13 protein-coding genes are annotated in these 11,843 nt (G+C 66.8%); 3 read left to right on the forward strand and 10 right to left on the reverse strand.

The features are described 5' to 3' along the window. Positions 1–187: 187 nt before the first annotated feature. Together hemE and LU671_RS03035 are read left to right on the forward strand one after the other, a co-directional pair. The gene (gene hemE, locus LU671_RS03030) at positions 188–1,252 is read left to right on the forward strand and encodes a uroporphyrinogen decarboxylase (RefSeq protein ID WP_110735319.1); all 1,065 of its coding nucleotides are present in this window, start codon (positions 188–190) and stop codon (positions 1,250–1,252) included. A 150-nt stretch (positions 1,253–1,402) separates the two neighbouring features. Next, a complete protein-coding gene (locus LU671_RS03035) occupies positions 1,403–1,750 on the forward strand; it encodes a YgiW/YdeI family stress tolerance OB fold protein (protein WP_028689103.1) in 348 nt (115 codons plus the stop codon). Between the two features lie 115 nt (positions 1,751–1,865). Here LU671_RS03035 and LU671_RS03040 read toward each other — a convergent pair whose 3' ends face one another. Continuing rightward, the gene (locus LU671_RS03040; RefSeq protein WP_232854915.1) at positions 1,866–3,107 is read right to left on the reverse strand and encodes an MFS transporter; all 1,242 of its coding nucleotides are present in this window, start codon (positions 3,105–3,107) and stop codon (positions 1,866–1,868) included. A gap of 122 nt (positions 3,108–3,229) precedes the next feature. On the opposite strand from LU671_RS03040, the gene LU671_RS03045 reads away from it, so the two are divergent. Beyond that, entirely contained in the window at positions 3,230–4,135 is a 906-nt protein-coding gene (locus LU671_RS03045) for a LysR family transcriptional regulator (protein WP_232854916.1), read from the forward strand. Positions 4,136–4,175: 40 nt separating this feature from the next. Here LU671_RS03045 and LU671_RS03050 read toward each other — a convergent pair whose 3' ends face one another. From LU671_RS03050 to LU671_RS03090, 9 genes are read right to left on the reverse strand one after another with little or no spacing between them, the layout of a single operon-like run. Then, positions 4,176–4,610: a hypothetical protein gene (locus LU671_RS03050; protein WP_050707335.1), complete on the reverse strand. Its 435-nt coding sequence runs from the start codon at positions 4,608–4,610 to the stop codon at positions 4,176–4,178. A gap of 27 nt (positions 4,611–4,637) precedes the next feature. Next, positions 4,638–5,864, reverse strand: a complete 1,227-nt coding sequence (locus tag LU671_RS03055; RefSeq protein WP_232854917.1) for a beta-ketoacyl-ACP synthase — start codon at positions 5,862–5,864, stop codon at positions 4,638–4,640. Beyond that, entirely contained in the window at positions 5,864–6,592 is a 729-nt protein-coding gene (fabG, locus tag LU671_RS03060) for a 3-oxoacyl-ACP reductase FabG (protein WP_203648471.1), read from the reverse strand. The genes LU671_RS03055 and fabG overlap by 1 nt, the downstream gene beginning before the upstream one ends. Continuing rightward, on the reverse strand, positions 6,585–7,055 hold the full coding sequence (locus LU671_RS03065; protein ID WP_203648469.1) for a hotdog family protein: 471 nt from the start codon (positions 7,053–7,055) through the stop codon (positions 6,585–6,587). Before LU671_RS03065 ends, fabG begins: the two co-directional genes overlap by 8 nt. Next, positions 7,052–8,245, reverse strand: coding sequence for a beta-ketoacyl-[acyl-carrier-protein] synthase family protein (locus LU671_RS03070; RefSeq protein WP_232854918.1), 1,194 nt, complete (start codon positions 8,243–8,245; stop codon positions 7,052–7,054). The genes LU671_RS03065 and LU671_RS03070 overlap by 4 nt, the downstream gene beginning before the upstream one ends. Continuing rightward, positions 8,242–8,727 carry a hypothetical protein gene (locus LU671_RS03075; RefSeq protein WP_232854919.1) on the reverse strand — a complete coding sequence of 162 codons (486 nt, stop codon included), beginning with the start codon at positions 8,725–8,727 and terminating at the stop codon, positions 8,242–8,244. The genes LU671_RS03070 and LU671_RS03075 overlap by 4 nt, the downstream gene beginning before the upstream one ends. Continuing rightward, positions 8,724–9,455 (reverse strand): class I SAM-dependent methyltransferase, encoded by a 732-nt coding sequence (locus LU671_RS03080; protein ID WP_232854920.1) that lies wholly within the window; start codon positions 9,453–9,455, stop codon positions 8,724–8,726. The genes LU671_RS03075 and LU671_RS03080 overlap by 4 nt, the downstream gene beginning before the upstream one ends. Next, the gene (locus tag LU671_RS03085; RefSeq protein ID WP_232854921.1) at positions 9,452–10,699 is read right to left on the reverse strand and encodes an NAD(P)/FAD-dependent oxidoreductase; all 1,248 of its coding nucleotides are present in this window, start codon (positions 10,697–10,699) and stop codon (positions 9,452–9,454) included. The genes LU671_RS03080 and LU671_RS03085 overlap by 4 nt, the downstream gene beginning before the upstream one ends. Next, entirely contained in the window at positions 10,686–11,843 is a 1,158-nt protein-coding gene (locus LU671_RS03090) for a sodium:proton antiporter (RefSeq protein WP_232854922.1), read from the reverse strand. The genes LU671_RS03085 and LU671_RS03090 overlap by 14 nt, the downstream gene beginning before the upstream one ends.

Here is an 11,843-nt window from a genome sequence, read left to right on the forward strand (position 1 = left end):
CAGAGGATCGCATTCACCTGTAGGAGCGGCCTTGTGCCGCGAAAGGGCTGCGAAGCAGCCCCAGGTTCATTTTTTGTATACAAAAACGCTTGATCCAAGGCACCCAATAGACAAAACGCATGGCCATGGCCGTGCCTTTTGTGCCCGCGTCTGAGAAAATGCCCGCACTTTTTTTCCGGATGCCGACATGACTGCCCTGAAGAACGATCGTTTCCTGCGTGCACTGCTCAAGCAACCCGTAGACGTCACCCCGGTGTGGATGATGCGCCAGGCCGGCCGCTACCTGCCGGAGTACCGTGCCAGCCGCGCCAAGGCCGGTGACTTCATGAGCCTGTGCATGAACCCGCAGTTCGCCTGCGAGGTCACCCTGCAGCCGCTGGACCGCTACCCGCTGGACGCGGCGATCCTCTTCTCGGACATCCTCACCATCCCCGACGCCATGGGCCAGGGCCTGTACTTCGAGACCGGCGAAGGCCCGCGTTTCAAGAAAGTCATCAGCACCCTGGCGGACATCGAGGCGCTGCCGATCCCCGATCCGCAGAAGGACCTGGGCTATGTGATGGACGCGGTCAGCACCATCCGCCGCGAGCTCAACGGCCGCGTGCCGCTGATCGGCTTCTCCGGCAGCCCATGGACCCTGGCCACCTACATGGTCGAAGGCGGCTCGTCGAAGGACTTCCGCAAGACCAAGGCCATGGCCTACGACAACCCCGAAGCCCTGCACCTGCTGCTGGACAAGCTGGCCCAGTCGGTCACCAGCTACCTCAATGGCCAGATCCTCGCCGGCGCCCAGGCGGTGCAGATCTTCGACACCTGGGGCGGTAACCTGTCGGCGGCGGCCTACCAGGAGTTCTCCCTGGCCTACATGCGCAAGATCGTCAGCGGCCTGATCCGCGAGCACGAAGGGCGCAAGATACCGGTGATCCTGTTCACCAAGAACGGCGGTATGTGGCTGGAAAGCATTGCTGATGCCGGTGCCGACGCTCTGGGTCTGGACTGGACCTGCGAGATAGGCGACGCCCGCCGCCGCGTCGGCGACAAGGTGGCGCTGCAGGGCAACATGGACCCGACCGTGCTGTATGCCAAGCCCGAGGCGATCCGCAAGGAAGTGGCGCGCATCCTCGCCAGCTATGGCAAGGGCAGTGGCCATGTGTTCAATCTGGGGCATGGCATTACCCCCGAGGTCGATCCGGAGCACGCCGGCGTGTTCATTAACGCCGTGCACGAGCTGTCGGCGCAGTATCACCAGTAAGCATCAGACCGATCGCGGGGCAAGCCCGCTCCCACGCCCCCTTGTATATGGCGTGGGAGCGGGCTTGCCCCGCGATTTTTCGTATTAAGTTTCAATTCAGCGATCGTCGGTAATCTGGGGCCATCAAAACGCAAACAGGACCCGATCACCATGAAAGCCCGTTACCTGCCCCTGATCCTCGCCCCACTGTTCAGCACCGCCGCCCTGGCCGCCGGCTACACCGGTCCTGGCGCCCAGGCCGTGACCACGGTCGCCGCCGCCAACGATGCCGCCGACGACACCCCGGTAGTGCTGCAGGGCTTCGTGACCAAGAAGATCAACAACGACGACAAGTACGAGTTCAAGGACAACACCGGCACCATCACCGTCGAGATCGACGACGAAGACCTGCCGCCGACGCCGTTCAACGACAAGACCAAGGTCAAGCTGACCGGCGAGGTGGAGAAGCACCTGATGAGCCGTGAGGTGGATGTGGATATCGTCGAGATCATCAACTGATCCGAAGCTTCACGCTTCAATGCGTGGGAGCGGGCTTGCCCCGCGATAGCGCCAGCCAGTGCAAGCCTCGTTGCCTGATAGGACGCCATCGTGGGGCAAGCCCGCTCCCACGATATCAGGCCGTTTTCGGTGGCAGTTTGCTCAGGTGCACCGCCACCAGCAACGCCACCGCCAGCAGGCTGCCGATGAACAGCCCGATGCCGTTCCAGCCCCACTGATGCCAGAACACCCCGCCCGCCGTCCCCGCCACGCTCGATCCCGCGTAGTAACAGAACAGGTACAACGACGAAGCCTGCCCCTTGGCCTTCAACGCCCGGCGGCCGATCCAGCTGCTGGCCACCGAGTGCGCGCCGAAGAAGCCGAAGGTGAACACCAGCATGCCGACGATGATCATCGCCAGCGGGTTGGCCAGGGTCATCAGCAGGCCGCCGGCCATTACCACGATGCTGGCCCAGAACACCTTGCGCCGGCCCAGCTTGTCGGCCAGGGCGCCGACTTGCGCCGAACTGTAGATCCCCGACAGATACACCACCGACAGCAACCCGACCAGTGCCTGGTTCATGTGATAGGGCCCGGCCAGCAGGCGGTAGCCGATGTAGTTGAACAGGGTGACGAAGGCGCCCATCAGCAGGAAGGCCTCGAGGAACAGCCAGGGCAGCCCGGCATCCCTGAAGTGCATGACGAAGCCGTCGAGCAGGCTACGCGGATTCAGTGCCTGGGGACGGAAGTTGCGCGACTCGGGCAGTACCTTCCAGAACACCAGCGCCGCTACCAGCGCCAGCCCGCCGATGCTCAGCATCGCCGTGTGCCAGCTGACGAAGTCGATCAGCACGCCGGTGATCAGGCGCCCGCTCATGCCACCGATGGCGTTGCCACCGATGTACAGGCCCATGGCCAGGCCAATGTGCTGCGGGTGGATCTCTTCGCTCAGGTAGGTCATTGCCACCGCCGCCAGGCCGCTCAACGACAGGCCCACCAGGGCGCGCGTCGCCAGCACCAGCTCCCAGCTCGGCATCACTGCGCTGGCCAGGGTCGACAGGGCGGCGCAGAGCAGGGCGAAGACCATCACCGGCTTGCGCCCGATACGGTCGGAGATCGGCCCGGTGACCAGCAGCCCGAACGCCAGCATGGCGGTGGATACCGACAGCACCAGGCTGCTCTGCGCGGCGTTGATGGAAAATTCCTGGGACAGCAGCGGCATCATCGGCTGCACGCAGTACAGCAGGGCGAAGGTGGCAAAGCCACCGCTGAACAACGCCAGCACGGTTTTCATGAAGGCGGGGGAGCCTTTCTCGATCCAGATATCGTTGACGACAGGCTCGGGTTCGGCAGATAGGGGGGCTACGACGGATCTCACGGAGGGTACCTCGGGCGCTGGGGCCGGTGCTGCGGTGAAAAAAGCATATAGCTGGCTAATGATTAGATCCAATATATTGTTCGACCTGTTTGAGATGTTTTACGACCTGTTTGGAGTCGATCATGGAGCTGCGTCACCTGCGCTATTTCATTGCCGTGGCCGAGGAGCTGCATTTTGGCCGTGCCGCCCAGCAACTGGGTATCTCCCAGCCCCCGCTGAGCCAGCAGATCCAGGCCCTGGAGCAGGAACTGGGGGCGCGCCTGTTCGAGCGCACCAACCGCCGGGTCGAGCTGAGCGAGGCCGGGCGCCTGTTCCTCGAGGAAGCGCGCCAGGTGCTGGCCCAGGTGGAGAAAGCCGCCGACGTGGCGCGGCGGGCGCAGTTGGGGGAACTGGGCGAAATGAAGATCGGTTTTACCTCCTCGGCGCCTTTTACCTCGAAAATTCCCAAGGCCCTGCACGCGTTCCGCCAGCAGTTCCCGGCGGTACACCTGAACCTCAAGGAAATGAGCAGCCGTGAGGTGGCCGAAGGGGTGTTCGACGAATCCATCGAAGTGGGCCTGATGCGGCCGATGCCGTTACCGGAGGGGCTGGTGGCCACCGAGCTGTTGCGCGAGCCCTTGGTCGCGGTGATCAACGCCTCCCATCCGCTGGCCAAGGGCAGCGAGCAGGGGCTCTACATGCAGGCGCTGGCCCACGAGCCATTCGTGTTCTTTCCACGCAGCTATGGCAGCGGCTTGCATGCGCAGTTGCTGAGCCTGGCGCGCCAGGCGGGTTTCAGCCCGCATTTCGCCCAGGAGGCGGGCGAGGCGATGACCATCATCGGGCTGGTTTCGGCGGGGCTCGGGGTTTCGGTGTTGCCAGCGTCGTTCCAGCGCATGCGCATCGACGGGGTGGTGTACCGCACCTTGCTGGATGAAGAGGCGGTCACGGCAGTGTGGCTGGTGCAGCGCGAGCGCGGCGGGTCGGCAATGGCCAGGGCGTTCGCCGCGCTGCTGACAGGCCAGGCAGGCAGCCAATCCAGCCCCTGAGCGCCGGTGCCGCTGGCGGCCCCGGTGCCCAGGCGCAGGCTCAGTTGGAGACGCTGGCGTTGCCTTGCTGTTGCAGGATGCGCTGGGTGTTCAGGGCGTTCAGCTCACGCAGGATGCTGCGGTCGAGGTTGTAGACCCAGCGGTTGTAGTTGCGGTGGATCTGGCCGTCCTTGTAGCCCAGTTCACGGCTGTCGCGGTAGGCGATGCGGAACTGGCTGGGGCTGTAGTGGATATCGACCGCCGCGAAGAAGGTGTTGCGCACGGTGATATCGGCCTGGATCACGCTGGCGCCGACGTTGCGCGCGGTCCAGCCGCGCTCGGCGACGGCCTTGAGGATCGCCTGCTGGACTTGTGCCTGGCTGTAGTTGTGCCCGGCGGTCAGTTGCTCGGCCGGGTTGAGCACGGGTTTCGAGGTGCAGCCGGCCAGGCCGGTCAGTGCCAGGCCCAGGGCCGCGGCACGGATCAATGGGGACATTCCATTCTCTCCAGTAGGGTGGGGGTGTCAGGGCCAGCGACGGAAGATCAACGACGTGTTGACCCCGCCGAAGGCGAAGTTGTTGTTCATCACATGCTCATGGTTCATCGCGCGGAACTCGCCGCGCAGGTAGTCCAGCTCGCCGCAGCGCGGGTCGACGTGGTCGAGGTTGAGGGTGGGCACGTAGCGGTCGCTGTTCATCATCTCGATGCTGAACCACGACTCCAGCGCGCCACAGGCACCCAGGGTATGGCCGAGGAAGCTCTTCTGCGAGCTGATCGGCATGCGTGGGCCGAACAGGCTGCTGGTGGCCTGGGTCTCGGCGATGTCGCCCTGCTCGGTGGCGGTACCGTGGCCGTTGACATAGCCGATCGCTTCGGGAGCGAGGCCTGCGTCCTCCAGCGCCAGTTCCATGGCGCGGCGCATGGTGGCCTGCTCCGGACGGGTGGTGTGCTGGCCATCGGCGTTGCTGCCGAAGCCGACGATCTCGGCGTGGATCCGCGCGCCACGGGCCAGGGCGTGTTCCAGCTCCTCGAGCACCAGCATGCCGCCGCCTTCGCCGATCACCAGGCCATCGCGGTCGAGGTCGTAGGGGCGCGGGCTCAGGTGCGGGGTGTCGTTCTTCAGGCTGGTGGCGTAGAGCGCGTCGAACACCATGGCCTCGGTGGGGCACAGTTCTTCGGCGCCGCCGGCGAGCATCATCGGCAGGCGCCCGTACTTGATCGCCTCGTAGGCGTAGCCGATGCCCTGGCTGCCGCTGGTGCAGGCGCTGGAGGTGGGGATCAGGCGCCCGGTGAGGCCGAAGAAGATGCTGATGTTGGCCGCCGTGGTGTGGGGCATCATGCGCACGTAGGAGTTGGCATTGAGGCCGTCGGCCACCGAGTTGAGCAGCATGTTGCCGAAGGCCTTGATCTCGTCGGTGCTGCCGGTGGACGAGCCGCAGGCCACGCCCATGCGCCCGTCGCGGATGCTCGGGTCGTCGAGCAGGCCGGCGTCGGCCAGGGCGCGCTCGGCGGCGGCAACCGCCAGGCGCGACACCCGGCCCATGCTGCGCAGCTGCTTGCGGGTCCAGTGACCGGGCACCTTGAAGTCATCGATGGGGCCGGCCAGGCGGGTGTTGAGCTCCTCGTAGCGATCCCACTCGTCCATGCGCCGGATGCCGCTGCGTTGCTGGGCGAAATGCCCGGCGATGCTGGCCCAGTCGTTGCCCAGGGCGGTGATGCCGGCCATGCCGGTGACGACGACGCGGCGCATCAGCACAGCCCTCCGTTGACCGCCAGCACCTGGCGGGTGATGTAGGCCGCCTCGGGCGACATCAGGAAGTTCACCGCGCCGGCCACTTCCTCCGGCGTGCCCATGCGCCCGGCGGGGATCATCTTCAGCAGCTCGTCCACCGGCACGTGTTCGTCGAGCATGGCGGTGTCGATCAGCCCGGGGGCCACGCAGTTGACCGTGATGCGGCGCTTGCCCAGCTCGATCGCCAGGGCCTTGGCGGCACCGATCAGGCCGGCCTTGGAGGCGCTGTAGTTGACCTGGCCACGGTTACCGATCAGGCCGGACACCGAAGTGACGCAGACGATGCGGCCCGGCGCGCGGCGGCGGATCATCGGCATCGTCAGCGGGTGCAGGACGTTGTAGAAACCATCAAGGTTGGTGCGCATGACCTGGTCCCAATCGTCCTCGGTCAAGGCCGGGAAGGCGCCGTCACGGGTCAGGCCGGCATTGCATACCACACCGTAGTAGGCGCCATGGGTCTCAACGTCGGCTTCCAGGACGGCCTTGCAGGCTTCGCGGTCGGCGACATCGAACTGCAGCACCCGCGCCTGCCGGCCCAGGGCCTGGACCTCGGCGGCGACGGTGTCGGCCTCGGCGCGGCCGCTGCGGCAGTGCAGGACCAGGTCGTAACCGGCACGCGCCAGGCGCAGGGCGATGGCCCGGCCGATGCCCCGGCTGGAGCCGGTGACCAGGATGGTGTCAGTCATGGGGTGACTCCTCAGGGCCCGCCTCGGCCAGGTAGCTGGCCACTTGCGGCGGGCGGTAGACATTCAGGCGGGCGCTGGCGTTGATGCCGGGGCCGCGCAGGTGACATTCGAACACACCCATGCCGTTGTCGTCCTCCAGCGAGCGCAGCGCGTGGATGCGCAGCTCTGCGCCGGCGGGGAAGTGTTCGACATCGCATTCGAACTTGCGGGTGCCGAGCAGGAAGCCCAGCTCCACCGGCTGGTCCAGGCGGCGTGCGCGGCAGCCAGCGTAGGCGGCCACGCTCTGGGCCATCAGCTCCAGGCCCAGCCAGGCCGGCAGGCTGCCGTCCTCGCGGTTGAACAGCCCGCCGGGGCGGACGGTCACGCGGGTGTGGATCTGCTCATCGTCGCAGCTGTCGACCTGATCGATCAGGATCATGTCGCCGGCATGCGGCAGCAGTTCGGCCAATGGCCAGGCAATCATGGAGTGTCTCCGAGAATCAGGCTCACGTTGTTGCCGCCGAAGGCGAACGAATTGCTCATCAGTCGACGCGGGCGGCCCTGGGGCAGCTGCTGGCCAGCGTCTGCCAGGGCCAGCTCCGCCAGTTGCGGGTCGCGCTGGCCGTCCCAGACATGGGGTGGCAGCCGCCCGTGCGGGTTGTGTTCGCTCAGGGCCAGCCAGCAGAAGGCCGCCTCCAGCGCCCCGGCCGCGCCCAGGGTGTGGCCGGTCATCGGCTTGCTGGATGAGCACGCTGTGCCGGCGCCGAACAGAGCATGCACGGCCAGGCTTTCCATGGCGTCGTTGTGCTGGGTGGCGGTGCCGTGCAGGTTCAGGTAGTCGATCTGCGCCGCGGCCAGGCCGGCATTGTCCAGGGCCTTGGCCATGGCTTGCAAGGCGCCGTTGCCGGTGGGGTCGGGTGCCGAGATGTGATGGGCGTCGGAACTGGCGCCGGCGCCAAGCAGGGCAATGGCAGGCCCCTGTACCGGGCGTGTTCGGCTCATGACGAACAGCGCGGCGGCTTCGCCGATGTTGATGCCGTTGCGGTTCACCGAGAACGGGTTGCAGCGTTGTTCGCTGACCGCCTCCAGGGCGCTGAAACCGTTGAGGGTCAGCCCGCACAGACTGTCGACGCCCCCGCACAGCACAGCGTCGCACAGGCCCAGGTCGAGCAGGCGACGCGCGCTCAGCAGCGCCCGGCCGCTGGAGGTGCAGGCGGTGGAGATCACGTAGGCCGGGCCGCTCAGTTGCAGCCAGTCGGCGAGGAACTCGGCGGGAGCGCTCAGTGCCTGCTGGTCGTAGCGGTAGCTGCCTGGCAGCACACCTTCGTGCAGGTAGTGGGCAATGTCGGCGCTGGCCTCGGCAATTCCCGAGGTGCTGGTGCCCAGCACCACGCCCACCCGTTGCGGGCCGAAATCGGCAATCGCCTGGCGGATCGCCGGTTCGATCTGCAAGGCCGCGCAGTAGAGCAGCTGGTTGTTGCGGCTGTGCTGTTCAGGCAGCGGCACGGCGGGTAGTTCGCCACTGACCGCACCCACCGTAGGACGTCGGTCCGGCACCCAGCCCTCCTGGGGCAGCATGCCGGAGCAGTCACCGGCGAACAGGCGAGCGGCCACCTCGGCCTGGCCGCGACCAAGGGCGCAGACCAGGCCCAGGGCGTTGAGATAGGCGGTCATGGTGTGTTCTCGCTGGGCAATGGGCTGACTTCATAACGCAGGCCCTGGCCCAGGTTCAAGGTGAAATGCTCGCTGGCCCGATAGTTGACCTGCCAGCGGTCGCCCAGCCAGCGTCGTTGATCCTGCTGGCGGGCCTGTGGATAGAGACGCTGCAGTTGCCCGGACGGCGTCAGGGCGAACAGCACGGCGGCGAACAGTTCGCGCGCCGCCGGGTTGGGCGGCAGCAGGCCGTCGGCCTGCCATTGCCTGCCATCGAGCAACTGGCGCGCCTGGGGGATGCCCAGCAGGTCGAGCAGCGACCAGCGCAGACGGTGGTCTTCGTCCTGGATCACCAGCAGCCAGTCCTGGCGTTGGCCGTCCTGCTCGCGCTGCACGTGCAACTGGCGCGGCAGTGTCAGCGTGGGCAGCGTCTCGGGCAGGGGCGGGCGCGCGGCGCAGGCGCCGAGCAGCAGGCACAGGCACAGCGCCAGCAGGTGTTTCATGGTTGCTCCAGGGGCTTGCGCGCCACTACGTTGACCAGGGTTTCCTCGCGCTGGCCAACCGGTGGCGGCTTGCGCAGTCCCAGGCGTTCGAGCAGGCCGAAGTCCTTTGAGCGGCTCCACCACAGATAAGGGTAGGACACGTTGCGTGCGGCAAACTCGAAGCCCTGGTCACGCAGCATCTGCAGGTAGCCTTCGGCGCTCTTCTGCACGTGCATGGGGTGGCGGAACAGCCAGCGGATTACCCAGGTGTCGATGTAGGCCTCGGTGGACTCGGCGAACAGCAGGTAGCCGCCCGGCTTGAGTACACGGTAGAACTCGGCCAGGGCTTTCTCCTGTTCCACCAGGTGGTGGAAGGTCTGGTGGCAGAACAGGATGTCGACGCTGGCGTCGGGGAACTGCAGCGCCGCGCAGTCGCTGCCGCGCAGCTCCACCTCGACGCCCAGCCGCTGCGCCTCGGCGGCGCTCAGCGCCAGGCTGTGCGGGTCGGCGTCGGTGCCCAGCAGGCGCGACGGGGCGAACACCTGCAGCAGGTGCTTGAACGACTTGCCCTGGCCGCAGCCGGCATCGAGCAGCACCGGCGCCTGGGGCGGCTCGCCGTCGAACAGGCGGCGCAGGTCATTGATGGCCACGCGCAGCACATGGTGCTGCCAGGTGTGGCTGCGCAGGAACCAGAAGCCGATGCGGGTTTCTTCGACGTAGGTGTCGCTCAGGTACGGCTGCTGGCTCATGCTGGCGTCCTCGCGCACAGCTCGGCCAGGGTGCGCAGGCGGCGCTGGGGTTCGGCGACGAACGGATTGCGCAGGTCCCAGGCATAGCCGGCCAGGATCGAGCTGATCATGGCGCGGATCTCCGGCGAGCTGCCGGGGTGGTAGATCACATCCTGGAAGCTGCCGTCGTACCAGCCTTCGACATAGGCGCGGAAGGTATCGACGCCGCGTTTGAGCGGCGTGGCGAACTCGGCCTGCCAGTCCACCGCCTCGCCCTCCAGCTGGCGGTGCAGCAGGTTGGCGGCCATGCTCGCCGAGCGCATGGCGATGGTCACCCCCGAGGAGAACACCGGATCGAGGAATTCGGCGGCGTTGCCCAGCAGGGCAAAGCCCGGGCCGTGCAGGGTGCTGACGTTGGCCGAGTAGCCACCGATAGTGCGCGCCGGCGTGTCCCAAACGGCATTGGCCAGCACCTTGGCCAGGCTCGGGGTCTGCGCCACGAAGTGCTTGAGGCAGGCGTCCAGGTCGGCCGGCGCCTCGGCGAAGCGCTCGGCGGCGGCGACCACGCCCAAGGAGGTGCGGCCGTTGCTGAACGGGATGGTCCAGAACCAGATGTCACGGTGTTCGGGGTGGGTGGTGATGAGGATCTTGTCGCGGTCGAAGCCGGGGTGGTCGATGCGGTCTTCGATGTGGGTGAACACCGCCTGGCGCACCGGGAAGTTCGACGGTGCTTCCAGCTCCAGCAGGCGCGGCAGCACGCGGCCGTAGCCGCTGGCGTCGAGCACGAAGGCGCTTTCAACCTCGTATTCGTCACCCTCGGGGCGGCGCACCCGCACGCGCGGGCAGTCACCGCCCATGTCGACGCTGACGATCTCGTGCTCATAGCGGATCTCCACGCCCTGGGCCTGGGCCTGGCCGGCAAGCAACTGGTCGAACTGCGCACGTTGCACCTGGAAGGTACTTGGCTTGCCCTGGGAGAAGGTGAGGCCGAAGTCGAACGCGCTGTATTCCTCGCCCCAGGCGAAGGCGGCACCGTTCTTGTGCTGGAAGCCCGCGGCCTCGACGGCTTCGAGCATCCCGGCCTCCTCGACGAAGTCCAGGCAGTGGGACAGCAGGCTCTCGCCGATGGAGAAGCGCGGGAAACGCTGGCGCTCGATTACCAGTACATCGTGGCCCTTGCGCTTGAGCAGGGCGGCGGCGATGGCGCCGGAAGGCCCTGCGCCGATCACCAGCACCTGGCGTTGTTGCAGTTCACAGTTCGGCATGAGGCCTCCTTGGCGTCGGGACAGTATTCAGGGGAATCCGGTGCAGGCCGGCCATCGCCGGCATCAGGGTGGCAACCAGGCTCATCAGCATCAGGGCGAAGTACAGCGCCGGGCCGATCAGCCCCTGTTGCAGCAACAGGTTGAGAAAGACGATTTCGCTCAGGCCGCGGATGTTCAGCAGCAGGCTCTCGCGCCATTTGCTCGCGCCGGGGAACGATGGCGCGGCCCAGCACAGGCCCAGCCAGTTGCCCAGCAGCTTGCTGGCGATCGGCAGGGCCAGCAGGGCGGCCAGCTGCAGCGCATCGAAGCCTTGCAGGGCATGGTGCACGTCGATCTGCACCACGCCGTAGGTGAGGATCAGCGGCACTGCCAAGCCTTGCTGCAGGCGGCGGCTCCAGGCCTCGGACAGCAGCATGCGCACCGGGACCTTGAGCCAGGCCAGGCAAGCCAGGTAGCCGATGCCGAAGACCAAGGCATTGAGCCGGTAGTGCTCGGCGACGAACAGCAGCGCCAGGAACAGCGCGCCATACACCCTGGGCGCTCGTAGGCCAGCGAAGTGCAGCGGCACGGGCAGGGTCGCCGCCAGCAGCGGCCAGGCCAGGCTGCCCGGTTGCAGGCTGCCCTGGCCGAGGCCCAGCAGCAGCCAGCAGGCCAGGTCGATGAGGATCGCCGCCTGCAGCAGCCGGCTGCTGGCCGCGGGTGGGTAGTCGATGGCGCGCAGGTACAGGTACAACACCGGGATCGCGGTGATGGCGAACACCAGGCCCATGGCCAGCGCGGTGAGGCCGCCCTGATCCAGCAACCACAGCGCGCAGGCCAGGCCGCAGATGAAGGGCACCAGGAAGCTGGGCACGGCGAGTTTCAGCGCCTGTCGGTCGATGCGCAGCTCGGCGACGTCGCTGAGGATATGCCCCAGCAGCAGGGCGAAGCTGCAGCCATACAGCGTCTTGAGCCAGCTCGGCGCGACCAGCGCGGCGCCGTCGAGCTGCCAGTGCGGCTCGACCCACAGCAGCATCAGCAGCGGCAGTGCCAGGGTCGCCAGCAGCAGCTGGCTGACGATCGGGATCAGCCCCACGCGTTTGCCCAGCGCACAGGCCAGGGCGAACAGCAGCAGGGCCATGGCCCAGAACAACAACACGCTCAT

It is taken from the genome of Pseudomonas sp. NMI760_13 (genome assembly GCF_021283245.1).
In the GTDB taxonomy this organism is placed as follows: domain Bacteria; phylum Pseudomonadota; class Gammaproteobacteria; order Pseudomonadales; family Pseudomonadaceae; genus Aquipseudomonas; species Aquipseudomonas peradeniyensis.